Source organism: Nocardia sp. bgisy134, assembly GCF_057708325.1.
In genome coordinates, this window is record NZ_JBYIRW010000023.1 from 52,920 (window position 1) to 78,585 (window position 25,666).

A 25,666-nucleotide genomic window follows, 5' to 3' on the forward strand; every position below is an offset into this window, starting at 1 on the left:
AATCGGCTCATGAGCAGAAACCGGGAACTCGGCGAATTCCTGCGCAATCAGCGCGCCCGACGGATGCCCGAACCGGGCGCGGTCTGGTCGGGCACCCGCCGGGTGGCCGGAATGCGGCGCGAGGAGGTGGCGCAATCGGCCGGGGTGAGCGTCGACTACTACGTGCGGCTCGAACAGGGCCGGATCGGCGCCGTCTCCGAGGAAGTGCTCGACGCGGTCGCCGGTGCGCTACGGCTGACCGATACCGAACGCGCACACCTGTTCCGGCTGGCCGCCCGTCGGCGGTCCGCGCCGGGCCGGGAACACCGCGCCCGGATCGATCCCGGTCTGCAACGCCTGCTCGACTCGTGGCCGACAACGCCCGCGCACATTCTCGACCACCGGATGAACGTGGTGGCCGCCAACGACCTGTGTCTCGGCCTCTTCGCCGGTGCGGGCTGGGACCTGACCGGTGAATCCAACGGCGCGCGACTGGTATTCCTCGATCCAGCCGCCCGCGAGTTCTATCTCGAATGGGCCGAGAAGGCGGAAGGGATCGTCACCTACCTGCGGCTGGCCGCGGGCCGTCATCCCGGTGACACCGAATTGTCGGCTCTCGTAGGTGAACTCGCCGTCGCGAGCCCCGAGTTCGCGACCTTGTGGGCGGCGCACCTGGTGGCGGAGAAGGGCAGCGGGACGATGCGGGTGCGCCATCCCGTGGTCGGGGTGATCACGCTGCTGTTCCACGGTTTCCCGGTGCCCGGCGACACCGATCTCACCTTGGTCACCTTCACCCCGGCCACGGCCGCCGACGAAGAGGCGATCCGCCTGCTCGGCAGCTGGACCGCACCGCAGCCGTCACCGGACGAGCGGGAATCGGCTGTAGCGGAAGCCGATCCGGCCGTGCGACGCGACATCGGCTAGTGCTGCGTTCCTCGGCGGCCGCGCGGATGCGGCGTGTGATCGAACTCTTCGTGGAGGCGAATTCGATCCGGGAATCCGAAGCGGACACTATGGTTCCGATGCGTGATTCGTACTTCTGGGACGGAATGTCGATACTGTCGTCGCTGTGCCGGGAGAGTCGCGAAGCGGAATCTTTCTCGGAATGGGCGGGTTTCCGTGAGCGGATCGTCGCGCTGATCCGGTCGAATGGATGGGCGTTCCACAACTACATCGAGACCACCGCGGACAAGGCGCGCGGTTCCGGTGCTGATGGTTGGGCGAGTTGGTCCGCGGCGTGTGAATTGCGGTCCGCGGTGCAGTTCGTGCTGGACGAACTCGGTGGTCCGGCACTGTTCTACGCCGGTGGCTACGACGTCGAGTTGCTGGAGGAGGCCGACGAGAGCTTCAGGGAGCAGGCTTCGTGGGTGGCGCCGGGGCCGGGGTATCGCCCTCCGGCGGGCACCCCGGACAGTCACTGGTGGTGGCTTCTACCGCGGTTTCCGTGAGCATCCCGCTTGCGAATACTGCGCTCCTCCAAGGCATCCCGTGTTCGTGCGGGAAGACCAGCGAAGCTCTCCGACGTGTCGGTGGATTCTCCGCAACCTTGCACGATGATGCCCCGCTATACAGACTTGCACGAATTGCACACGAATATTGCAGGTGCCCAACAGCATTCGCGATCCGCGATGCTTCGCGCCGCCGCGACAACTTATCGACCGACTGTTACGGTCTTCGCGTCCAATAGCTTCAACGGGATGAGAACCGAAATGACAGTTGACGCAACTGATTCGACACCCACGGACGAAACGCCGCTGTGGTTGCAGGGCCGGGATGCCGTGGTCGCGGCCGCCGCGGCCGAGGATTGGCGCGACGGCGCACCGGACTACCGGCTGACCGATGAGATCGTGCCGCGGGAGCGGATCACCGAACACGCACCGGGATCGCTGGAAGCGATCGTCGAGGATCTGGTGCGGGTCTTCGAGATGGAGGTCTCGCACAAGAAGGATCCGGCGACATGGGTGTCGCTGGTGGCCGAGCACTACCGCGGCCGTGTGAACGGCGGCCCCTGGCAGGATGCGGAGGAATTCGCGCGGATCGGGAGCTACAACATCCTGATCGGCGACAACCCCTACTATGAGGCCGCAGCCGAGACCTTCGAAAGCTCACACAAGATCTTCCACACCGCCTTCCCGAACGGCTTCTTCTGGGAGGTGCTGGAGGTGCTGTCCGGCCCGCCCACCGTCAGCTTCCGCTGGCGGCACTGGGGCAGCTACGACGGCCCGTACCGGGAGCACCAGCCCACCGGAGCGACGATCGAGATGTTCGGCGTCACGATTGCCAGGGTCAGTGAGGATCTGCGCATCCTCGAGCTCGAGCATTTCTACGACAACAACCAGCTGCTGAGCCCACTGGCCCACGGCTGCCCGGTTTCCAAGTCCTGACCGCGCCTTCCGGATCGGGCGTGACGCTGAGCTCGTTCCGGGAGTTCAGGATTCGCGGCGCGGCGGCAGCTCCGCCCGCCGAGTAGGTCGGCACCCGGCTCACGTTCTCCGCGCTGTCGCAACTCGCGGTGGTCCGACACGGCCAGCCGGGCGTCGCGGCCGAAAGCCGTTGGTCTCCAGCGTAAGACGGACTCGAGCGTGCTATGTGCCATCGAGTGTGCACGCGCGGCAGCAAATCCGATCCCGGGGCACCGGTGGCAGACGAATTGGGGGCATTCGCGACTTACCTCCAGCCGGTAGCTTTCCGACCGGATATCCGGCGGTGATATCCGGCGAGGACGGTCAACAGATGAGCGACGAAGGCACCCCACCACATCCGGAGTTGGTGGAGCGGCTGGTACGGCATTTCAGCGCGGTCACGGCGACCCGGCTCGGACCGGACGATGACTACTTCGGTATGGGCCTGGTTAATTCGCTGCGGGCACTGGAGATCGTCGCCTATCTCGAGCGCACCTTCGACTTCGAGATCGATATCGACGATCTGGATCTGGACAATTTCCGGACCGCGCGGCGGGCCGCCGCGTTCGTCACCCGCAAGTGCGGGACCACCGCCGACCTCGGTGCGGACAGGTGAGCGAACTACCGGCATTGCTGCATCGCGCCGCCGCGGGCGCGGCCGAATGGGACAGCACGGGGATGCCCCGCGAGATGGTCGCCGCCGCAGCGGAGGCGGGCGTGCTCGGCATGGATCGACCGGCGCGCTACGGCGGTCGCGGCGCGGATGCGCTGGCAATCGGCCGGGCGGCCGCCGCGTTGGGCGCGGTGTGCACGTCGCTGCGCTCGCTGTTCACGGTGCAGGGCATGGTCGCCGCGACGGTCGATCGCTGGGGCGCCGCCGAGCAGCGCACGCGCTGGCTGCCCGCGTTGACGGGTGGTGAGTTGGTCGCTGGACTCGCGGCAACGGAAGCTGTTGCAGGCAGCAATCTTTCGGGAATTGCAACTCGGTTCACCGGTGCGGGGCCCGAGCGCTGCGTGTCGGGCCGCAAGATGTGGGTCACCTTCGGGGCGCTGGCGGATGTGGTGCTGGTGGCGGGACGATCCGACGACGGCCCGGTCGCCGCGCTAGTGGAGACGGACCAGCCCGGCGTGCACGTCGAACCGGTCACCGATCAGCTGGGCATGCGAGGCGCGCGCATCGCGCATCTGACCTTCGACGCGGCGCGGGTGCCCGCCGAGAACGTCCTCGCCCGACCGGGTTTCGGCCTGTCTCACGTGCTGGGAACCGCACTCGACCACGGCAGGTACACGATCGCGTGGGGCTGCACGGGAATGGCGCGGGCATGCCTCACCGATGCCGCGGCGCACGCGCGCGACCGGATCCAGAGCGATGTCCGGCTTGCCGACCACCAGTCGGTGCGCGCCATGCTCGGGCGCAGCTGGGTGGACGTGGAGGGCGCGGAGGCGCTGTGCACCCGTGCGGCGCGCGACCGTGACGACCGCGAGCCGACCGCGCAGCTCGCCACCATCGCCGCGAAATACGCCGCAGCGGCGGCAGCGGCGGCGGCGAGTGACCGCGCGGTGCAGATACTGGGCGCCGCGGGCTGTGCCCCCGGCAGCCGGGCGGGGCGCTTCTATCGCGACGCCAAGATCATGCAGATCATCGAAGGCGCCCGCGAGGTCGCCGAACAGGATCTGGGTGAGTTCGTGCTGCGGTCCGTCGGGGAATCCCGCGCCGCGTCGGCTGTAGTGGCCGGGAGGTGACGGTGATGCCCGCGATCACAATCGGTCCGGTGTCGACCGCTTTTCCCGAATCCACCGTCGCGGTAGCCGATCTCGGCGAGCTGTCGGAACTGCCGCCCGCTCGGCGCGCGCACGCGCTGTCCCTCGGCATCGACACCGTGCGCTGCGCCGAGGGCGACGCGGAACACGACCTCGCCGCCGAGGCGGCCCGCGACGCCCTCGAACGCGCGGGAGTGACGGCAAGCGAACTCGACGCATTGCTGGTCGTCGGCGGCCGCGCACCGCGCTACCTGCTCGCCTCCGAGGCCACGCGTCTGCAACATCGGCTGGGCGCGGATCGCGCCTTCGTCACCGGGGTCGGCGAGCTCGGATGCGTGTCGATCTCGGCCGCCTTCACCCTTGCCGCGGCGCTGCTCCGTGGTGACGAACGCTGCCGCACGGTACTCGTCGTGGCCGCCGCGACCGCGCCGACACGATTCCGCTACCGCGCGCCGATGACGATCCTCGGCGACGGAGCCGCGGCCGTGGTGCTCGGCACCGGGCGCGGCGGCCGTTATCAGCTGGTCGACCACGAGGTGCGCAGCGACGGCCGCTACGCGGACCTGTTCCGCATCGACTACCGCGATGTGCGTTGGCAACAGTGGCGCGAGACCTGTACCGACGAGACCGCCTACAGCTTCCGGCTCGCTGTCGAGAGCCGCAAACGTCTCACGGCGATGAATGCCGACGTGCTGTCCCGCAATGGATTACGGCTCGCCGATATGGGTTCGGTGGTGATGCAGAATCTGTCGGCAGGCGCGTTCGCCTTCTGGGAGGAGGCGCTCGGCATCGGCATCGATCCGGCCTGTCGGCGCAATCTCGCCGGATTCGGCCACCTCGGCTCGATGGACATGCTCGTCAACCTCGACCTCGCGGCGCGGACGCGCGCACCGGGGGACCACGTGCTGCTGCTGAACAGCAGTCCGGTCGCCGCCTGGAGCACCAGCCTGCTGCGCCGTCTGCCCGACCACGATCTCGAAGGGGCGTCGTCGTGCACGCGATAGTGAAATGCCTGGTCTGGGATCTGGACGACACGCTGTGGGACGGTGTGGTGCTGGAGGGCGACGCCCACGCGCCGCGTCCGGAAGCCCGCAGGGCTCTTCGACTGCTCGACGAACGCGGCATCGTGCACGCGATCGCGAGCCGCGGCGAGCCCGCTCCGGCTTTGGCGCATCTCTCGGCGCACGGGCTGGAGGAGATGTTCTGCGCGACGCAGATCGGCTGGGACGCCAAATCCGAAGCGGTGCGCCGGATCTCCGAGACGCTCAACATCGGGCTGGACGCCATCGCCTTCGTCGACAACGATCCGGTCGAACGCGCCGAGGTGGCGTCCGCGCTGCCGCAGGTCCGCTGCTACGCCGCCGAGGATCTGTCGATGCTGCCCGGGCTCGCGGAGTTCCGCCCGGCGGTCGTCACCCGGGACGCGCGCGAACGCAGGCAGCGCTACCGCGCCGAAGCGCGTCGACGCACCAGCGAGCAGTCCTTCGCCGGTTCGAATGCCGAATTCCTGCTCGGCCTCGGGCTGGTGATGACCGTGCGCCGGGCCCGCGAGGCGGATCTCGAACGCGCACACGAACTCACGGTGCGCACCCACCAGCTGAACACGACCGGCCGTACTTTCGACATCGAGCAGCTGCGCGAGCTGAGCGCCTCCGCCACGCACGAAGTGCTGATCGCGACGTTGCGAGATCGGTTCGGCGAGTACGGCGCGATCGGGCTCGTCGTCACCGAATTCCGTGGCCAGGACTCGGTGCTGGTGCTGATGCTCATGTCCTGCCGGGTGATGTCGCGCGGGGTCGGCGGCGCGCTGCTGGCGCACCTGATCGACCGGGCGAGCGCACGCGGACAGCGTTGCGTCGCGGAATTCGTGCCGACCAAGGTCAATCGGGTCATGCTCGTGACGCTGCGCTTCGCTGGATTCGTTGTGCTGGAACAAGACCCGGAACGCGTGCTGCTCGGCCACGACCGACGAACCGCGGTGCCGAACACCGCCCACGTGCTCGTGCGCTCGGCGGATGCGCCGACGCCGCCGGGCGATCTGATCAGCGGTCTGCTGCGCCGGGTCGCCGAGTTCCCGGATCGGATCGCGCTGATCTCCGGCGGCGAGACCCTCACCTATCGCGAACTCGACCGCCGCACAGCCGATCTCGCCGGACGCCTGGTCGGGGCGGGGGTACGTCCCGGCGACGTGGTGCTGTGTCTGCTGCGGCAGGACGCGTGGACGGTGGTGGCGATGCTGGCCGCGCTGCGCGCCGGAGCGGCCTGGTGTCTCGTCGAGCCGGGGCGGGCGAGCGCACAACTGTGCGCGCTTGTCGACGACTTGCGTTGCAACACGGTAATTTTCGACGAACGCGCGCCACACACCTCGTGCGACGAGGTGGAGGCGTTGCTCGCGCCCGCGTCGAACCGGCCCGTTCTGGTTCCGCTGGGCGCGACCTCGCCGACCGGCCCGCTGCCCGCACCCCCGCCCGCGACGGCGCCCGCCTACGTCATCACCACCTCGGGATCGACCGGCGCTCCCAAGGCCGTCGTGGTCAGCCGCGGCAACCTCGCCGCGATGATCTCCGGACGCGACTATCCATGCACCGAAGGCGAATTGGTCACCCTGTCGACCTGTCCGCTCACCGCGGACGCCGCCTTGCTGTTCGGTCCGTGGGCGCTCACCCGGGGTGGCACCGTGGTGGTGCCGACCCACCGGGAACTGCTGGACGCCGCAGCGATCGGTGCGCTCGCGGCCCGGTATCGGGTCAGCCATCTCGTCGCGACGCCGTCCTACTACCGGCTGCTGCTGCCCCGGCTGGCCGAAGCGCCCGCCGCGCCGACGGTGGTCGCCCTCGCGGGGGAGACGCTGTCCCCGTCGCTGGCCGCCCGGCATCGCGAACTGCTTCCCTGCACCGTGCTGATGAACGAGTACGGCCCCACCGAGGCGACCGTGACCTGCGTGTGGCACGTCGTCACTGATGCCGCGACCGTGCCCATCGGAAAACCGCTGCCCGGCAATACCGCGCGGGTGCTCGGACCGGAGCTGACGGCCCTGACCGACGGCGACGTCGGCGAACTGTATGTCGGCGGTGATCAGATCACCCTCGGCTACGCCGCGCGTCCCGGGCTGACCGCCACCCGTTTCGTCGCCGACCCATACGCCGCCGAGCCCGGCGCGAGGATGTATCGCACCGGCGATCTCGGGCGGCTCACCGCCGTCGGGAACATCGACTACCTCGGCCGCGCCGACGGTCAGGTGCAGATCCGCGGCGCGCGGGTGGAGCGCCATGCGGTGGAGGCGGTGCTGGAGACCCACCCTGGGGTCGCGCACGCGGTGACGGTGGTCCGCACCGGCCGCGACGAGATCGCCGAACTCGTCGCGTTCGTCGTGCCCGGCGCCGACACCACACCGCCTGGTCGCCGAGAGCTGGCTCGGCACTGCGCCGAACGGCTGTCGCCGTTGGAGGTGCCGAGCCGTTTCGTACCAATCGACACGATTCCGATCGCCGTGGCGGGCAAGCTCGACGAAGCCGCCCTGCTGGCTCGGGCCGACGATCCGCCGCTGCCTGGGCCGTCGCGCCACGACTGGACGCCAGGGCAACGCGAGGTGGCCGAATTGTGGTCCACCGCCCTCGAACACGGCGACTTCGATCTCGACGACTCGTTCTTCGAGGTCGGCGGCAACTCGCACCGGGTGGTCATGCTGCATCTGCTGCTGGAGCAGCACCGTCCGGGTCTGGTCCGGGTCGGGCAGCTGTTCGATCTGCGCACGATCCGCGACCAGGCCGACGCGCTCGCGGCGAGCGTCACCGTGGCCGCCGCACTCGCGGAGTCCGCCGCATCTTCCGTACCCGTCTCCACTCGAGCCTTCGAGCTGTGACCCCTCAGGAGCACGCCTTGCCGGACCCCGGCACCCATGACATCGCCTTCGCGCGTGACACCGACATCGCGATCGTCGGCATCGGCGCGCGTTTCCCGGACGCCGCCGACCTCGCGGAATTCCGGGCCAACCTGGCCGCGGGCCGCGATTCGGTGGGGCCGATGTCGCCCGAACGGATCGCCGCCACCGGCCTGGACGACACTGTCACGTACCTGCCGATGGGGCACCTCGCCGAGATCGACGGCTTCGACTATCGCTTCTTCGGTCTCTCACGCCGGGAGGCGTGCGTCACCGATCCGCAGCAGCGGCTCGCCCTGGTGCTGGCCCAGCGCGCGATCGAGGACGCCGGATACACCACGGACCGCCTGTCCCGGGCGGTCACCGCCGTCGCGCTCAGCGCCGCGCAGTCGAGCTATCACTCCGCCGCGGTCGATCCGGGTCCGTTGAGCCTGCTTGGCAACGCCACCTTCGCGGGCCCGGCGCGGATCGCGCACCGGTTCGGATTCACCGGCGCCTGCTTCGGCGTCGACAGCGGCTGCAACAGCGCGCTCGTCGCGGTGCACCAGGCCTGCCGCGAATTGCGCTGCGGTGACGCGGATTACGCACTGGCGGGCGGTGTCACCGTGCGGGTGCACGGCTCCCCGTCCTGGGGTGGGGTGACCTTCTCCGAGATCATGTCGCCCAGCGGCGTCTGCCGCGCTTTCGATGCCGACGCCGACGGCACCGTGAACGGCGAGGGCGGCGCGATACTACTGCTCACCACGGTGGGCAGGGCCCTGGCCGACCGCGCCCCGATCCACGCCGTGATCCGCGGCAGCGCGACCCGGCACAACGGAGCGGCCGCCGCCACCATCAGCACCCCGAGCGCCACCGCCCAGAGCGCCGTGATCGCCAAGGCGTGGGAGGCCGCCGGACTCGACCCGCGCGACGCCGGCTACCTCGAAACCCACGGCTCGGGCACGCGGCTCGGTGACGCGGTGGAGCTGGAATCGATCGGCACCGTCTTCGGCGGCGGTCCCGGCCTGCCCATCGGCTCGGTGAAGACGAACATCGGTCATCTCGATCACGCCTCGGGCATCGCTGGTCTGGTCAAGGCGGTGCTGAGCGTGTCGGAGGCGCAGCTGTTCCCTTCGCTGCACTTCACCCGTCCGACCGGCGGATTCGACCTGGCGGCCGCGGGCATCGAAGTGCTGACCGAGAGCCGTCCGTGGACCGGTGACGCGGTGCGCGCCGCCGGAGTCAGCTCGTTCAGCCTGGGTGGCAGCATCGCGCACTGCGTGGTGTCTCAGGCTCCGCCCGCTCCCACCGAGCCCCCGTCGCGCCGCGCCCGGCTGATCGGCGTCTCCGCGCGCACACCCGAGGCGCTGAGCGAGCTGTGCGTCCGGCTCGCCGAGGCGGTGCGCATCACCGACGCCTCGCTGCACCAAGTGGCCGCGACACTCACACTCGGTCGCGACCATTACGAGCACCGAGTCGCCGTGATCGCCTCGGACACAGCGCAACTCGCCGAGGCGCTGGACAAGGCCGCGGTGCGCGTGCACCGCGCGCCGACCGCGCCGCGTGTGGTGCTGTTGCTGTCTCCCGACGCCGTCCCGGTCGCACCGGCACAGGCCGATACCGCCGCGGGGCAGCCCACCGGTTTGCCCGCCGAGTTGCCCGCCACGGGCGCGACCGCGACGGTGCTCGCCGGGCAGCTCGCGGTGCACGAGCGGCTCAGCGCCTGCGGAATCCCGCTGGCGGCACTGCTGAGCGCGGGATCGTCACGATTCGCCGCCCGGTATCTGCTCGGCTCCCGCGAACGGATCGACCCGGCCGAACTCGCCGCCGCGCCGCCCACCATCGACGGCGATCGGCTGCTCGGCGCGGTACGGACCCTCATGGCCGAGGGGCCGGTGGTGTTCGTGGAACCGAGCCCGGACGGCAAGCTGGCCGCGCTCATCGCCGATGCCGTGCCGGAAGCCGAGATCGTCTCCGCCGCAACCGATACCGCCGATCTGGACGAACTGCTCGGCCGGTTGTACGAATACGGTGTCGATCTCGACTGGTCGGCCGTCGCGCCCGTCCGTGCCCGGCGGGTGCGGTTGCCGGGGCATCCGATGCGCGAATCCCGCTGCTGGGTCGATCTGCCCCGTACCCAGGCACCCGCCCCCGCGCTTGCCGCGCCCACCACGTCGCACGACCACTCCGATCCGGTGCGCTGGTTGCGCCGAACCCTCGCCGAACTGCTGTACACCGATGACGAGATCGACGAGGACGCCGACTATTTCGCCCTCGGCGGCAATTCGCTGATCGCGGTACAGCTGGTGGACCGGATCGAGGAGACCTACGGTTTCCGGCCGAAACTGCTCGACGTCTACGAGCGCCCGCGGCTGGCCGACTTCGCCGAACTCCTCACCACCGGGCGCGCGGGCGACGGCGAGCGCGCGCCGATTCCGGCGCTGGTCGCCCACGACGAACCCGTCATGTCCTCGGGGCAGGAACGGATGTGGTTCCACCACCAGTTCGATCCGCGCACGACCCTGTACAACTACCCGGTCGTCCAGCTGCTGCGCGGACCGATCGACCTGGACGCGCTGCACGGCACCTTCGACGACCTGGTCGAGCGCCACGAGACCCTGCGGTACAACTTCGCCGAAGTGGACGGCGCCGCGGTGCTGCGCATCCGCGATCGGCTGGACGACTACTTCCGGCGCGTCGACGTCTCCGCCGAACCCGATCCGCTCGCCGCTGCCCGCGCCCTCGTGCACGCCGCCGCCACCGAACCGTTCGACCTCGCCGAAGACGCCCTGCTGCGGGTAGTGCTCATCACCGTGGGGCCGGATACCCATGTGCTGCAACTGACCTGCCATCACGCCGTCACCGACGGTGCGACGCCGACGATCCTCGGCCGCGAACTGCCGGAGCTGTACGCCGCACGGCGCGAGGGCCGTCCGCACCGCCTGCCTCCGCTGCCCATCCGCTACCGCGACTACGCGGCCTGGCATCGCGCGCTGCTGGCGAGTTCGGCGCTCGACCACGAACTCGACTACTGGCGCAGCACACTCGCCGACGCGCCAGTGCTGCGGCTGCCCACAGATTTCCCACGACCTGCCCGCAAAACCTATGTCGGCGACCTGTATCCGTTCACCATTCCGGCAGCGCTGCTCACCGATCTGCGTGCGCTGGCGGGCCGCGAATCGGTGTCGCTGTTCGTCGTCCTGCTCAGCGCGTTCTATCTGACCCTCGCGCGGTACAGCGGGCAACGCGACATCGTCGTCGGCACACCGACCACCGGACGCGGCCGACGCGAATTCCAGGATCTGATCGGCTATTTCAACAGCACGGTCGCCTTGCGCGCCGACTTCACCGCCGATGCGGCGCTACCGGATCTGCTGACCCGGGTGCGCTCGGTGGTCTTCGGTGCGCTCGAACACCAGGAGATCCCCTTCGACCGCGTGGTGAACGCCTTGGCGCCGCAGCGTGACCTGTCGCGGACCCCGCTGTTCGATGTGCTCTACATCCACCAGGTGACGCCACGGATGGAGCGGATCGACGAGGCGGGCGCGGAACTGTTCGATCTCGATCACGCCGCGGGCAACGAATTCGGCGGATTGCCCACCGGCACGGCGAAATTCGACCTCACGCTGGTGACTTTCGAATACACCGACGACGTCCCGCGCGATATCGGCGCGTGCCTCGAATTCAGCACCGAGCTGTTCACCACACAGACGGCGGCCGCGCTCGGCGACGCCTTCCTGGAGATCCTGACGGCGATGACGGCGAACACCGCCGCGCCGCCGATCGAGGCGCTGGTCACCGGACCGCAGCGGGACTCGGACGCGACGACGTCGATTCCCACCGATCGTCCACGCACTGAGGACGCCGCATACCACCACGAAACCATTACGTGCGCAATCGATCTAGCGAGGGATGAGGCGGAGCGCTACGACGCCGCGCTGTTCGACGCCTACGCCGTGCTGCTCGGCTGGTACAGCGGTGGTGACCGGCTGCGCATCGGCCTGCCTGATGCACCAGAGGGTTCGCGGGACGTCGTCGTGACCGTCCGCCCGGACACCACATGGCGAAACCTGCGTGACAATCCGCCAGCATCGGTCACCGGCACAGCGCCACTGCGGTACCTCGGCAGCGCGCCGGTCACCCTGGGAGACAACGGGATCGAACTCGCTGTCTCGTGGACGCGCCACCCCGCCGAGCTGCATCTACACTACGCGGCCGAGCTGTTCGACCGGTCCTCGGCCGAGGCCATCGCCGACGACCTCGTCGCGCTCGCGAGGGCGGCGCTCGACAGACCGGACGAGCCGGTGCACGACACCGTGCTCGGCATCGAAGCATTCATGGACGAACAGGAGATCCACCCGTGACCGCACAGCATCGGGTCGGCGTGGTCGGCGCGGGCACAATGGGCGCGGGCATCGCTCAGTGCGTGGCCGAGGCGGGTATGCCCGTCACCGTGGTCGATCCCGACCCCGCGGCCGCCGAACGCGCGCGACGCAGTATCCGCGCGGCGCTGCGTTCGAGCGTGCTGCTCGGCCGGGGTCCGCGCCCGGGCGAGATCTCCGAGATCATCGACCGTATCCGGTGGTCGCAGCGCGTCGAGGATCTGCGCGATGCCACTTTGGTCATCGAATCCGTCACGGAGCGAGTCGAACTCAAGTACCGAGTGTTCGCCGAACTGGACCGGACGTGCCCACCCTCGGCCGTGTTCGCCTCGGGCACCTCGGCCATCTCGATCGCGGACCTGGCCGCCCGCACCGGCCGGCCGGAGCGGATGCTCGGACTGCATTTCATGAATCCCGCGCCGCTGACCGAGGCGGTGGAGGTGATCACCACCGCGCGCACCGCGCCCGGCACCCTGGCCACCGCGCTCGACTTCCTCGGCGCACTCGGCAAGCGCGGCATCGTGGTGGGCGACGGTCCCGGATTCGTCATCAACCGGGTGCTCATGCTCGCCATCGCCGAGGCCGCCGCGATCACCGAATCCGGTACCGACGCCGCCACGGTCGACGCCTTGTTCGAAGGCTGCCTCGGGCATCGAATGGGACCCTTGCGCACCGCGGATCTGATCGGCCTCGACAACGTGGCCGACACCCTCGCCGTGCTGCGAGATGCCACCGGCGACGGTCGCTATCGCGTGCCGGACGCGCTGGCCGGGCTCGTCAGAGACGGACATCTGGGCCGCAAGTCGGGAAGGGGATTCCATGCCTACCCGTGAGATGAGCGCACTCGACTACCCGCTGGAGCAGCCGCCGGGACTCGGTCCGCTCGCTCGGCGCAGCGGGGGCGGAACAGCGGCGGTCGTGCTGGCCGCGCTGGCGGTGTACACCCATCGCCGCACGGGCGCGGCCGAGGTGACCGTCGGTTACCGGTCCGGTACGACCGCGGTCGAGATCCGCGTGACGGTGATGGCGCGGCACGACTTCCGCGCCATCACCGCACAGGTCGGTGCGCTGCTGCGGCAGCGTATGTCCGGCGCAGCCGAAAGGGATTGTCCGACCGCCGTTCACGACGACGACGGCTGGCGGATCGGTATGCCCGACGCCGAGTTGCCGGTGTTCACACGGCTTTTCGCCCGACTCGGCGCCGCACCCGCGACCCCGATCGCCCGCGTCGATCTCACCACCGACGAGGAACGCGCGCGCATCATGCGCCGCGGCGGCCCGGCACGCGTCGGGGACCCGCACGCCACCACATTGACCGGTTTCGAGTCGGTCGCACGCCGGTCGCCCGATGCGATCGCGCTGGTGTGCGGCGCGGAATCGGTCACCTACGGTGAGCTGGACGCGCGCTCGAATCGTCTGGCGCGCAGCCTGATCCGGCAGGGAGTCGCCCCCGACACCGTGGTGGGTGTGGCGATGGCGCGGTCGGTCGAGGCGATCGTCGCGGTGTACGCGGTGCTGAAAGCAGGGGGCGTCTATCTGCCGCTGGAACCGGATCATCCGGCCGAGCGGCTGGACCGCATCCTGACGGTGGCCCGGCCGGTGCTGGTGCTGAGCACACGGCACGACGGATTCATCACCGACGCCGCGCCAGTCCACTACCTCGGCGAACCGGATGACACGGCCGACGACGGCACACCACTGCGTTACACCGAGCGACACGCTCCACTGCGCCCAGGCAATCTCGCGTATCTGATGTTCACTTCCGGCTCGACCGGTGTGCCCAAGGGCGTCGCGGTGCCACACTCCGCGGTGGTGGATCACCTGCGGTGGATGAGCGAGCACATCGGCCTCGACGAGACCGACACAGTGCTACAGAAGACACCGGTCACCTTCGACGTCTCGATCTGGGAGCTGTTCTGGCCCTTGGGTATCGGAGCGACGCTGGCCATCGCGCCGCCGTCGGCGCACACCGACCCGGCCGAACTGACCCGGGTGATCGCCGCGCACACGGTGACCACCCTCCAGTTCGTGCCCTCCACACTGAGCAATCACCTCAACGTGGTGTCCGGCTTCCCTGCCTGCGTTCGCCGCGTGCTGACCATCGGGGAAACCCTCACACTTGCCCTGGCGCAGCGCTTCGGCGCGGCCACCCCCGCGCGCCTGCACAACCTTTACGGGCCGACCGAGGCCACCGGCGCGGTCACGGGATATCCGGTGAGCGTGCGGGATTCGGTGTCGATCTCGATCGGATCGGTCGCGTCGAACACGCGGGCGTATGTGCTCGACGCCCGGCTACGCCTCGTCCCCGACGGGCTGCCCGGCGAACTGTATCTGGCGGGCACGCAACTGGCGCGGTGCTATCACGGCGATCCCGCCCGCACGGCAGACCGCTTCGTCGCCGATCCCTTCGCGCCCGGCGCGCGGCTGTACCGCACCGGCGACATCGTGCGCTGGAACGCGGCGACCGAACTGCTGGAATATCAGGGACGAGCCGATTTCCAGGTCAAACGCCACGGCGTGCGCATCGAACTCGGCGAGGTGGAGGCCGCGCTCTCGGCGTGCGCCACGGTCGCCCAGGCGGTGGCGACGCTGCGTTCCGACGGCAGGCTGCTCGGTTACGTCGTCCCGGTGGCCGGTGCCGTCTGCGCCGCGGACACACTGCGCACGGAGCTGTCCCGCACCCTGCCCGCGGCCATGATCCCCGACGACATCGTCGTGCTCGACGCGTTCCCCGCCACGGCGGCGGGCAAGGTGGACCGGGCGGCGCTGCCCGAACCGGCGCCGTGGCACACGCCGTACCGTGCGCCGTCGACACCGGTGGAGCGGACCGTGACCGAGGTGTTCGCGCAGGTGCTCGGCCGGGAGCGGGTGGGCGTCGACGAATCGTTCTTCGCCATGGGTGGCGACAGCGTCATGTCCATTCTCCTTGTCTCCCGGGCGAAGTCGCGGGGCGTGTACTTCACCCCCGCACAAGTCTTCGAACAGCGCACGGTCGCCGGACTGGCCGCGGTCGCCACCACCGGTGCGCCCGAGCGGCGTGTGCTCGCCGAACTTCCAGGTGGCGGTGTGGGGGAGATGCCGCCGACTCCGGCCGTGCTCGCGCTGATCGAGCGCGCCGAATCCGGCGGTGTGTCGTTCGATCGGTACGCCCAGCACATGGTGCTGGATCTGCCCGCGGGCATCACCGCGACCACGCTGCGGCGCGTGCTCAGAGCAGTGGTCGACCAGCACGACATGCTCCGCGCGCGGCTGTACCGCGACGCAGGCGGCGAGTGGCGGCTGTTCGCCGACGCCCCCGAATCCTTCGAACCGGCTACGGTACTGAGCCGCGTCGACATCTCGGACGCCGACGACGCCGAAGTGGCGGCGACCTTCACCCGCGAGACAGAAACCGCGATCGACCGCCTCGATCCGGCGAACGGAGCCGTGCTGCACTGTGTCTGGCTCGATCGCGGTGCGGGAGAACACGGTGGTCTCCTCGTTGTGGTGATCCACCACATCGCGGTGGACGGCGTCTCCTGGCGCATCCTGATCCCGGACTTCGTCGCGGCGTGGGCGCAAGTGGAGTCGGGCCGGTCGCCGCGCCTGCCCGCTCGGGGCACCTCCGTGCGACGGTGGGCGCACGCGCTGCGCGAAAAGGCCGACGACGCACAGCATCTCGCCGAGGTCGATCAGTGGCGAGCGTTGCTGCGCGGGCCCGATCCGCTGTTCACCGATCGTCCACTCGACCCGCGTATCGATGTGTCGTCCACGATGCGTCGCATTGTCCTCGAATTCGACGAGGCGACGACCTCCGCCGTCGTGACGGCATTGCCGCCGCGCTACGGCACGGACACCAACACCATCCTGCTGACCGCGGTGACCGTCGCGATGGTCGCGTGGCGCGGCGATCACTGCCCGGTGGTCCCCATCCGGATGGAATCCCACGGCAGGCATACCGATTTCGTACCCGGCGCCGATCTCTCACGCACGGTCGGCTGGTTCACCGCCGCCTACCCGTGCCGCTTCGATCTGGAAGGAATCGACACCGCAGACGCGATCGAGGGCGGATCCGCCCTCGCCGATGCGGTGAAAACCGTGAAGGAACAGATGCTTTCGGTGCCCGGAGGCGGCATCGGCTATGGACCGCTGCGCTACTTCGGCACGGGCGCCGACCTGCCCGCCGAGACCACGCAACTGTCCTTCACCTATCTGGGCGCGGTCTCCGCGGCGAACGGCCCGTGGCTGCCCGCCGCGCTCACGAACGCGCCGCATCCGGTCGACTCCGGACTGCCTGCCGACGCGTCCCTCGCGATCGACACCGCCGTGCTCGGCGATCGGCTCACGGCGGGCTTCTCCTTCCCCGACAGCCTGATCGGACCCGACCGCGTTCGCGCCTTCGCCGACCTGTTCGGGACGGTAATGCGCACCCTCGCGCGGCACGCGGCCGATCCCGCCGCGGGCGGGTGGACACCCTCGGATTTCGCGCCCGCCGGTCTGCGTCAGTCCGAGATCGACCGCTGGGAGCGCCGCTACGGCCGGTTGTCCGATATCCGAGCCCTCACACCGATCCAGGAGAAATTCGCCGCACTCGCACCCTCGGACCCCGCCGCGCCGGAGATCCACACTCTCCAGGTGGTGCTGACCTGCACGGGAATCCCCGATCTCGCACGGTTGCGCGCCGCAGCCCAGCACGTCGTCGACCGGCACTCGTCGCTGCGGGCCGCTTTCGTCCGCGACGGTGGCGGCCGGTGGCGTCAGCTCGTCACCGCGGCAGCGCCGATCGAGGTCAGGGAAGTCGACCTACGCGAGCACGGTACAGACCCGGACGACATCCTGGCCGAGGAACAGGTGCGCCCGTTCGACCTGGAGACGCCGCCGCTCATCCGGTTCCTGCTGATCCGGACAGCAGAGCGACGATGGGTGCTGTCGGTGACCAACCATCGGCTCCTGCTCGACGGCTGGTCCGCGCCGATCCTGATGCGAAACCTGTTGAGCGCCTTCGCGCTCGACGCGGACGCGCCCGGCGACGTGGACGACGGATTCGCCACGTTCCTGCGCTGGCGGGCCGCGCAAGACCGCGAACCCGCCGCCGCGGCGTGGCGGGCTGCCCTGGACGATCTCGCCGCGCCGACCCTCGTCGCCGCGCCGGGCGCCGCACCGCGCGATCCGGCGCGGTCCCACGCCGAACACGTCGTGGCGCTGACGGCCGAGCGGACCGCCGCGCTGTCCCGCTTCGCCGCCGCCTGCGGCGTCACGCTGAACACCGTCCTGCAGTACGCGTGGGCGTCGGTGCTGGGGGATCTCACCGGCAACGACGACGTCGTGTTCGGCACGGTGGTCTCCGGGCGGCCCGCGAGCATCCCCGGCATCGACGCCATGGTCGGCTCGTTCATCAACACCGTCCCGGTGCGGGTGCGCCGCCGCCACGACCAGCCGATCGGCGCGCGATTGCGCGCGGTGCAAGCCGAACAGGCGGCGCTGCTCGACCATCACCATCTCGGCCTGGCCGAGATCGAAGACGCGGCAGGCGTTCCCGTGCGCGGCTGGTTCGACACCCTGCTGGTCTTCGAGTCGTATCCGGTCGATATCGCGCCGACCCCCATCACGGTGGGTGACCTGGTGCTGACCGACCTGCGGTCGCGGGAGATCACCCTGTTCCCGCTCACCGCGACCGTGTGGCCGCGCGAACAGCTGACGGTGGCACTGAACTGGCACCGCGATCTGCTCGCCGACGATATGCCGCGCCGGGTGATCACCCGGCTGGAAGCCGAACTCGAACGGCTCGCGACCCTGCCCGCCGACGGCGCGAACGGAGTGAAATGACACAGACGCCGGATCGCCGGACCGACTACCCACTGACCGTCGCGCAGCAGGAGATCTGGGCCTACACCACCCTGTACGGAGCCGATCATCGCTATCTCGTCGACGGTTACGTCCACCTGCGCGGCCGCATCGATCCCAGCCTGTTCGAGCGCGCGCTGCGGAGTGTGGTGGCCGCCGCCGAGACCATGCGCGTCCGGCTCGACACCGAGGGCCCGGAACCACGGCAAGTGGTCGAGGAGTGTGCCGAATGGCCTTTGCGCCGAGGCGATTTCGGTGACGAATCCGATCCCGTCGCGGCGGCGCTCGGGTACCTGCGCGCCGCGCCGCCCTCCTTCGACCTGAACGTCGCACCGCTCTTCGAACACCATTTGCTGGATCTCGGTGCGGCGGGCCAGCTCTGGGGCATCCGCGCCCACCACATCGTCTTCGACGGCGGCGCGTCGCTGGCTTTCATCCGGGCGGTGGCCCGCGCGTACACCGCGTTGCTCGCCGGCGAACCCGCGCCGAACGTCGCGGATACCGTCGCCGCGTACGTCGAGCAGGATCAGCGGTATCGCGCCTCGCGCCGATTCGCCGACGACCGCGCGTTCTGGTCCGGACGGCTGGCCGGGTTGCCCGACGCTCCGATGTTCGCCCACCCGCCCGTCGCCACCGGTGCGCCCGGCCCCCTCCGGCATTCCGGTTGTCCAGCCGACGACGAGTGGCGGGAATTCATCGGCGCCGCAGAACGATTCGGCGTCGAATGGCCCGCGCTGCTGGCCGCCACCACCGCGCTTCTGCTGCACGCCGACTCGGGTGCGCGGACCGTGGTCCTCGGCCTGCCGGTACCGGCCAAACGATCCTGGCGCGCGCTCGGCATGACCTCGAACGTCGTCGGGCTACGACTCGAGGTCGACCCCGGCGCGTCCATCGGCGCGCTCGCCAGGGCGGCGCAGACGGAGCTGCGAACGGTGCTGCGCCACCAGCACTATCGGCGATTCGACCTGCTCGCCGACGGTGCCTCACCGGGCGGCGACCATCGGATCACCGGCCCTACGCTCAACATCCTGCCGATTCCCCCGGACATCCACTTCGGTGACGTGCTCGCCACTCTGATCCCGGTATCCACCGGATCCACCGAGGCATTCGGCATCGGCGTCTACCTCGGCGAGGGTCCGCCGCGCATCGATATGGACACCACCGCTGATCGGTGCGATGCGGCGGCACTGGCGAGCCTGCACAGCCGCTTCCTGACCGCCATGAAGGAGGTCGCCGCAGCCGCGGCGGACACACCCGCCGGGCGGCTCACAAGGACACCTCCCGTTGTCTCGCGCAGCCCGCACGAGGATCCGATGGGCGCCACCGAGCGCGGTATCGCGGAGGTCTTCCATTCGGTCGCGCGCAGGTTCCCCGAACGCAACGCACTCTGGTACGAGGGGAAGCACATCACCTACCGCGAATTGGCGCTTCACGCGGAACGATTCGCCTACCATCTCGCGTCTCGGCACGGCGTCCGCCTCGGCACGCCGGTCGGTGTGCGACTGCCGCGCACTCCGGAGATGGTCGTCGCGACGCTGGCGCTCATGCGGCTCGGCGCGATCTGCGTCCCGCTGCACGAGCAGGATCCGCCCGACCGTGTCGCGTGGACGCTGGCACACACCGGCGCCGAACTCGTCCTCGACGACAATGCGCTGGTGCGCGCCGTGGCGCGGTCCGACGGGCCGGTCCTGACCACACCGGTCGACTCGGTGCCCGCCGACGCGGCGGCCTGGCTGATGTTCACCTCGGGGTCGACCGGCGCGCCGAAAGGCGTGCTCGCCACGCACCGCGCGATGGTGACGCGCGCGATCGACCGAATCGCCGCAGGCCCGGAATACGCACGGATGCTGATGCATTCGCCGTACGCCTGGGACATGGTCGTCTGGGAACTCTGGATGCCGCTGTTGCAGGGGCACACCGCGGTCATCGCGACACCGGACCGGCTCGGGGCCGAGGACTTCCGTCACGTCCTGCGGGCGGGGGAGGTGACCGCGATGCTGTTGGCGGCCGGGCTTTTTCAGGTACTGGTCGACGACATCCCGGAAAGCCTCGCGCGGCTGCGCACGTTGTCGAGCGCCGGTGACATCCTGGCTCTCGATACCGTGCGGGCGATGCGCGCGGCGGCTCCCGGCATCTCCATCGTCAACATCTTCGGGCCGGTGGAGGCGACCGCGTACGCCACCGCCTATTCGATTCCGAGCGGACCGCTGCCCGACGAGGCGATTCCGGTGGGCCGAGCGGTGGACCACACCGAGGTACTCGTTCTCGACGCGTTGCTGCGGCCGGTGCCGCCGGGCATGGTCGGTGAGATCTATTTGACCGGCGCGGGCCTGGCGCGGGGATATCACCGGATGCCCGGCCGCACCGCGAAGGCTTTCACCGCCAATCCTTTCGGCGCACCGGGATCACGGATGTATCGCACCGGCGATCAGGGCAGCTGGGGCGCCGACGGCGCGGTGCGGTTCCTCGGCCGGGGTGACCGGCAGGTCAAGGTCAACGGCATCCGCGTGGAGCCAGGCGAGATCGAACACGCGATCCGCGCCGTGCCCGGGGTCACCGCGGCGGTTGTCACGGCGCATCGGATGGCGGCGGGCAAGACCTTGGTCGCCCACGTCGTCGCCGCCGAGCCGATCGACACCGCAGTCCTGCGGACCCGGCTCGCACGAGTCCTGCCGGCCTACCTGCTGCCCGCCGTGATCGTGCAGATTCCCGCGCTGCCGCTCACCGTCAACGGCAAGATCGACCGCCAAGCGCTGACCATGCCCGCCTCGGCGGCCGCGGATCCGCCGCGGACACCCCGCCAGCAGATCCTGGCCGGGCTCTTCGCCGATGCCATCGGACAGCAGCGGATCGGCGTGACAGACGACTTCTTCCGTATCGGCGGAAACTCGTTGGCGGCGATCCGGCTCGCTGCGTCGGCGAGCCGGGCCTTCGGCGTCGTCGTGAGCCTGCGCGATCTGCTCGAGGCACCCACCGTCGCCGCGCTGGAACGGCGCATCGCCGAGCGCGACGGTGATCCCACCGCCATCGACCGAGAACCGGCGGGCATCGCGTATCGGGAGAGCGACGGTAGCGCCTCCGCGCCGGACGCCGCGCTTCCGCTCGCGCCGAGCCAGCAGCGGCTGTGGACGGTCAACTATCTCAGCGAGGGCGCGGCCGACTATTTGATGCCCGCCGCCGTGGATCTCATCGGGCAACTAGACCACGCGGCCGTGCGGGCGGCCGTCGGCGATGTGGTGCGCAGGCACGAGATACTGCGGACCACACTGCCTTTCACCGCTGCCGGGCCGGTCCAGCGGGTCGCGGCCTTCGACCCGGACCACGTCGACTACCGCGAGGTCACCGACGTCGAGGACCTGAACCGGTCGCTGGAACGGGAGATCGCCCGCGGTTTCACGCTGCTCACCGAGGCGCCGATCCGGGTGCGGCTGTACCGGCTGACGCCCGGCCATCACGTCCTGCTCGTGGTGCTGCATCACTGCGCGGGCGACGCCGAGTCGCTGGCGCTGCTGCTGCGCGAACTCGAATTCGCCTACCTCGCACGCGCCGAGGGTGCGGCGCCCGGCTGGCCGACGCCCCCGGTCCAGTTCGCCGATTACGCCCGGTGGCTGCGCGACCACGCTGGCGATCCCGCCGACGACCGGTCCGCCCAAGCTCGGTACTGGCGTGACACGCTCGCCGGATTGGAATACAGCCCGCCGTTGGCCGTCGACCACCCGAGGACGACCGCCGAGGGATATCCGGCCGCGGCACTGCCGTTCACCCTCGACGCGTCCGCCCACGCCGGTGTGCTGGACACCGCCCGCCGCTGCGGTGCGACCACCTACGCCGTCCTGCACGCCGCCCTGGTGTACGCGCTCACCGACCTGGGCGCCGGGCCCGATCTGGTCATCGGCACGGCGCTGAGCGGACGCGATCGCCCCGAACTCGACACGATGCTCGGCTGCGCCGCCGACATCGTGCTGATCCGCGCCGACCGCACCACCGCACCCACCGCAAGGCAACTGATCGACCAGATCCGCGATCGAGTCCTGGACGCCCACGAGAACAAGCGATACCCGTTCGAGCGATCCGTCGCCGCACACACCGGCCCCGACCGGCCGCTGCCCCAGATCGTCACCACCTTCTTCCGCGACATCCCGGTGGCGGGCCGCGCCGGGGACATCGAGGTCCAACTGCGCGAATTACCGCCCCAGCGAGCCGAATTCGAGATCCTGATCCAACTCAGAGAGACCGTCGGCGCCCGCGGTGAACCGGACGGCATCCACGGCGAGATCCGCTACGCCGCACCACTGTGGAATCCCGCGACCATCACCGCGCTCGCCCACGGCCTGCACTCCGCGCTCACCGCACTGTGCACCGACCTCGACAACGACCCCGGCGACCCTATGCTCCGACCTGGTCGAGCACCTCGTGGAGTTGTGACAGGGTGATCGTCCAGCCCCGCTCCATGACGTTGCGGGCCATCTGCTGTCGGCGGTCGGAGATATCGAAGCCTGTCTGCGTCAGCAGAAGTCGCGTGCCACGGCCCTGCGGCCGGATCACCCAGTCGACCACCCACCGCGCGGGATACCGAGCCCGCAGATCGACCCAGCTGAGGGTCAGTTGCTCACTCTGCCGTACCGCCAGGACCTCGCATGCGATCTTGCCGGTCGGTTGCGTAGGTACCACGAAAATGAAATGCGTTCCGACCGAGGCGCCGAACCCGATCGAACGCATCAACCATCGCTCGAGCAGATCCGGCTCGGTCAGTGCCCGCCACACGGCGCCCGGCGGCTGCGGGAAGAAGCGCCCGATCTCGACCGCGGCGGGATTCAACTCCGAATCGGACATCACCGGCGCGCTGTCTCGGCGAGGTTCCCGTGCGGGGCGAAAAGGTCGTACATGGTTGCTCCCGTCACTGGGCATCTTCGGCGAACTTCGCCTTCGGCTCCGCTGCGAGCCGCAGTTCCGGCTTCTCACGATTCACGATCCCAGGCCTGAGTAACGTTTGCCTCACCGATCGAGGACGCTGCAGCACGATTGCGCGCCGGGCGATCGGGGGCAGGGTGGACGGGGGCTGGGCGCATGGCCGAGTATGGAGCGATGCCGCTCAGTACGCGGGAAGCCGATCTGTTCGAGGGCTGCCGGGGTCGCCTGGAGGCGATCGCCTACCGGTTGCTGGGGTCGGCCGGCGATGCCGAGGACGCGGTGCAGGACACGTATCTGCGGTGGCATGCGGCCGACCGGGAACGGATCGAGACGCCCGAGGCGTGGCTGACGAAGGTGCTCACCAATGTGTGCCTCAATCAGCTCACCTCGGCGCGTGCCAAGCGAGAAACCTATGTGGGGCAATGGCTTCCGGAGCCGGTCCTGACCGGCGACTCGATGCTCGGTCCGGCCGACACCGTCGAGCAGCGCGAGTCGGTCTCGCTCGCGATGCTCACCCTCATGGAGCGGCTGTCGCCCAACGAGCGCGTGGTGTACGTGCTGCGTGAGGCGTTCGGTCACTCGCATCGTGAGATCGCGGAGATCCTCGATCTGACCGAGTCGAACTGTCAGCAGGTCTACCGGCGTGCCAAGCAGCATGTCACCACCGGCCGGTCCCGCACCGAGGTCGACGCGGCCGCCGCGCGGAAGCTCGTCGAGGAATTCCTCGCCGCGGCGCTCAGCGGCGACACCGAGCCGCTGATCCGGATGCTCACCGACGACGCGGTCGGCATCGCCGACGGCGGTGGCCGGGTCGCGGCCCGCAAGACCCCGGTCATCGGTGCGCTCGGTGTCGCGCGATACCTGCGCGGCCTGTTCCGGCCGACCGAGGCCAAGCGAGCCATCGTCGGCGGCCGCCCAGTCGCCTACGCCGCCGTCGTCAACGGCGGTCCCGCCGTGTTGTTCGAGGTCGATGGTCGGGTCGTCGGCGTCGTCTGCCTCGATGCGACCGCCGACGGTGTCGAGGCGATCCACCTCCAGGTCAACCCCGACAAACTGGGACGCATCACCCGCCAGTGGGCGGCGGAGGCTTCGCGCCGCCCCCTCGCGCAGGTCTGGTGACTCACATCACACCCTTTCCCTGTCAGGGATCGCGCGGCTGTCCGGTTCAGGAGGTGAGCGCAACCCAGATAGGAGCAAGCCATGAAGCACCGCATTGTCGTCCTCGGAGCCGGATACGGCGGCGGGACCGCCGCCGGTCGCCTCGCCAGGCGATTGCACCGCGACGACGTCGAGATCACCCTCGTCAACGGCGACGCCGAATTCGTCGAACGGGTGCGTATGCACCAGCTCGCGAGCGGGCAGGATCTGCCGCGTCGCTCGCTGCGTGACGTCTACGCGGGCACCGGCGTGCAGGTCAAGACGGCGTGGGTCGCCGCGGTCGACGTGGACCGCAAGACCGTCGATCTCACCGGCGAGAGCGGCGCCGAGACCCTCGGCTACGACACCCTCGTGTACGCCCTCGGGAGCACCGTCGCCGACCACGGCGTCCCCGGTGTGGCCGAGTACGCCCACAACGTCGCGGGGAAGCAGGCCGCGCTGCGACTGCGGGCGCGCCTGACCGAGCTGGCGCCGGGCGGGACCGTGCTGGTCGTCGGCGGCGGCCTGACCGGTATCGAAGCGGCCACCGAGATCGCCGAGGCCCATCCCGACCTCGAGGTGGCGATCGCGGCCCGCGGCGGGGTCGGCGACTGGCTCAGCGAGAAGGCCCAGCGCCACCTGCGCGGCACCTTCGACCGACTGGGGATCACGGTCCACGAGCATGCCGACATCACGCGGGTGGAAGCGAACAGTGTGGTCACCGCGGCAGCGGGGGAGATCCCGGCGCAGGTGACCGTGTGGACCGCGGGTTTCACCGTGCACCCGATTGCGGCAGCCACCACCCTGGAGGTGTCCGATACCGGGCGGATCGTCGTCGACGGCACCATGCGCTCGATCTCGCATCCGGATGTGTATGCCGTCGGCGACGCCGCATTCGCCGAAGGAGTGGGCGGTAAGCCACTGCGGATGGCCTGCGCCACCGCCAGCCCTATGGCGTGGCAGGCCGCCGACGCTCTCGCCGCGCGCTTGACCGGTCGCAAGATTCCCGAGACCCCGATCGGCTATACCCTGCAGTGCGTCAGCCTCGGACGCCGCGACGGCATCGTGCAGCGCGTGACCCCCGATGATCAGGTCACACCCACCGTCATCACGGGCCGGATCGCCGCTCGCATCAAGGAATTCATCTGCGCGGGCGCGGCTTGGAGCGTCTCCCACCCGACCGTGCTGATGCCGAGCCGCCGTCGACACCTCGCGGCAACCGGCGCGGCGGAGACTCGGTTCGTCACGGCGTGACGCGGACCGATGGCCTGGTGCGCCGAACTCCCTGCATTCGGCGCACCGGGCAAGACGAAGCGTCGCCGACGACGTCGCGGAAATCCGCAGGGCGCGCGATCGTCTCGTGACAACGACGGCGAATTGTGGCTTTGTGGACCATATCTCGCCTGCTTGCG

Annotated in this window: 14 protein-coding genes; 13 read left to right on the top strand and 1 reads right to left on the bottom strand. The window is 69.8% G+C overall.

Annotated features, from left to right (window positions below):
• Positions 1-9 precede the first annotated feature (9 nt).
• From AC3ERS_RS31500 to AC3ERS_RS31550, 11 genes are all read left to right on the top strand, one after another.
• Positions 10-903 (top strand): helix-turn-helix transcriptional regulator, encoded by an 894-nt coding sequence (locus AC3ERS_RS31500; RefSeq protein WP_431971770.1) that lies wholly within the window; start codon positions 10-12, stop codon positions 901-903.
• Positions 904-1,001: 98 nt separating this feature from the next.
• Positions 1,002-1,427, top strand: coding sequence for a hypothetical protein (locus tag AC3ERS_RS31505; RefSeq protein WP_431971771.1), 426 nt, complete (start codon positions 1,002-1,004; stop codon positions 1,425-1,427).
• Positions 1,428-1,688: 261 nt separating this feature from the next.
• Positions 1,689-2,363 (top strand): SnoaL-like polyketide cyclase, encoded by a 675-nt coding sequence (locus AC3ERS_RS31510; protein WP_067834173.1) that lies wholly within the window; start codon positions 1,689-1,691, stop codon positions 2,361-2,363.
• Positions 2,364-2,712: 349 nt separating this feature from the next.
• A complete protein-coding gene (locus AC3ERS_RS31515) occupies positions 2,713-2,997 on the top strand; it encodes an acyl carrier protein (RefSeq protein WP_431971772.1) in 285 nt (94 codons plus the stop codon).
• Entirely contained in the window at positions 2,994-4,124 is a 1,131-nt protein-coding gene (locus AC3ERS_RS31520; RefSeq protein WP_431971773.1) for an acyl-CoA dehydrogenase family protein, read from the top strand. Before AC3ERS_RS31515 ends, AC3ERS_RS31520 begins: the two co-directional genes overlap by 4 nt.
• A gap of 5 nt (positions 4,125-4,129) precedes the next feature.
• Positions 4,130-5,146 (top strand): 3-oxoacyl-ACP synthase, encoded by a 1,017-nt coding sequence (locus AC3ERS_RS31525; RefSeq protein WP_431971774.1) that lies wholly within the window; start codon positions 4,130-4,132, stop codon positions 5,144-5,146.
• Complete coding sequence (locus AC3ERS_RS31530) at positions 5,134-8,004, top strand: HAD-IIIC family phosphatase (RefSeq protein ID WP_431971775.1); 2,871 nt, start codon at positions 5,134-5,136, stop codon at positions 8,002-8,004. Before AC3ERS_RS31525 ends, AC3ERS_RS31530 begins: the two co-directional genes overlap by 13 nt.
• Complete coding sequence (locus AC3ERS_RS31535) at positions 8,001-12,365, top strand: condensation domain-containing protein (protein ID WP_431971776.1); 4,365 nt, start codon at positions 8,001-8,003, stop codon at positions 12,363-12,365. Before AC3ERS_RS31530 ends, AC3ERS_RS31535 begins: the two co-directional genes overlap by 4 nt.
• Positions 12,362-13,216 carry a 3-hydroxyacyl-CoA dehydrogenase family protein gene (locus AC3ERS_RS31540; protein WP_431971777.1) on the top strand — a complete coding sequence of 285 codons (855 nt, stop codon included), beginning with the start codon at positions 12,362-12,364 and terminating at the stop codon, positions 13,214-13,216. Before AC3ERS_RS31535 ends, AC3ERS_RS31540 begins: the two co-directional genes overlap by 4 nt.
• Positions 13,203-18,188, top strand: coding sequence for an amino acid adenylation domain-containing protein (locus tag AC3ERS_RS31545; RefSeq protein WP_431971778.1), 4,986 nt, complete (start codon positions 13,203-13,205; stop codon positions 18,186-18,188). Before AC3ERS_RS31540 ends, AC3ERS_RS31545 begins: the two co-directional genes overlap by 14 nt.
• Positions 18,185-22,639 (top strand): non-ribosomal peptide synthetase, encoded by a 4,455-nt coding sequence (locus tag AC3ERS_RS31550; protein WP_431971779.1) that lies wholly within the window; start codon positions 18,185-18,187, stop codon positions 22,637-22,639. Before AC3ERS_RS31545 ends, AC3ERS_RS31550 begins: the two co-directional genes overlap by 4 nt.
• Here AC3ERS_RS31550 and AC3ERS_RS31555 read toward each other — a convergent pair.
• Positions 22,593-23,039, bottom strand: coding sequence for an SRPBCC family protein (locus tag AC3ERS_RS31555; protein ID WP_431971780.1), 447 nt, complete (start codon positions 23,037-23,039; stop codon positions 22,593-22,595). The genes AC3ERS_RS31550 and AC3ERS_RS31555 overlap by 47 nt on opposite strands.
• 252 nt (positions 23,040-23,291) lie before the next feature.
• On the opposite strand from AC3ERS_RS31555, the gene AC3ERS_RS31560 reads away from it, so the two are divergent.
• On the top strand, positions 23,292-24,236 hold the full coding sequence (locus tag AC3ERS_RS31560; protein WP_431971781.1) for an RNA polymerase sigma-70 factor: 945 nt from the start codon (positions 23,292-23,294) through the stop codon (positions 24,234-24,236).
• Between the two features lie 81 nt (positions 24,237-24,317).
• Positions 24,318-25,508 (top strand): NAD(P)/FAD-dependent oxidoreductase, encoded by a 1,191-nt coding sequence (locus AC3ERS_RS31565; protein ID WP_431971782.1) that lies wholly within the window; start codon positions 24,318-24,320, stop codon positions 25,506-25,508.
• Positions 25,509-25,666 lie beyond the last annotated feature (158 nt).

Bases quoted from the DNA above. Each gene is read 5' to 3' on its own strand.
- AC3ERS_RS31500 (WP_431971770.1), top strand. From the start codon at position 10: ATGAGCAGAAACCGGGAACTCGGCGAATTCCTGCGCAATCAGCGCGCC.
- AC3ERS_RS31505 (WP_431971771.1), top strand. From the start codon at position 1,002: ATGCGTGATTCGTACTTCTGGGACGGAATGTCGATACTGTCGTCGCTG.
- AC3ERS_RS31510 (WP_067834173.1), top strand. From the start codon at position 1,689: ATGACAGTTGACGCAACTGATTCGACACCCACGGACGAAACGCCGCTG.
- AC3ERS_RS31515 (WP_431971772.1), top strand. From the start codon at position 2,713: ATGAGCGACGAAGGCACCCCACCACATCCGGAGTTGGTGGAGCGGCTG.
- AC3ERS_RS31525 (WP_431971774.1), top strand. From the start codon at position 4,130: ATGCCCGCGATCACAATCGGTCCGGTGTCGACCGCTTTTCCCGAATCC.
- AC3ERS_RS31545 (WP_431971778.1), top strand. From the start codon at position 13,203: ATGCCTACCCGTGAGATGAGCGCACTCGACTACCCGCTGGAGCAGCCG.
- AC3ERS_RS31550 (WP_431971779.1), top strand. From the start codon at position 18,185: ATGACACAGACGCCGGATCGCCGGACCGACTACCCACTGACCGTCGCG.
- AC3ERS_RS31555 (WP_431971780.1), bottom strand. From the start codon at position 23,039: ATGTCCGATTCGGAGTTGAATCCCGCCGCGGTCGAGATCGGGCGCTTC.
- AC3ERS_RS31560 (WP_431971781.1), top strand. From the start codon at position 23,292: ATGCCGCTCAGTACGCGGGAAGCCGATCTGTTCGAGGGCTGCCGGGGT.
- AC3ERS_RS31565 (WP_431971782.1), top strand. From the start codon at position 24,318: ATGAAGCACCGCATTGTCGTCCTCGGAGCCGGATACGGCGGCGGGACC.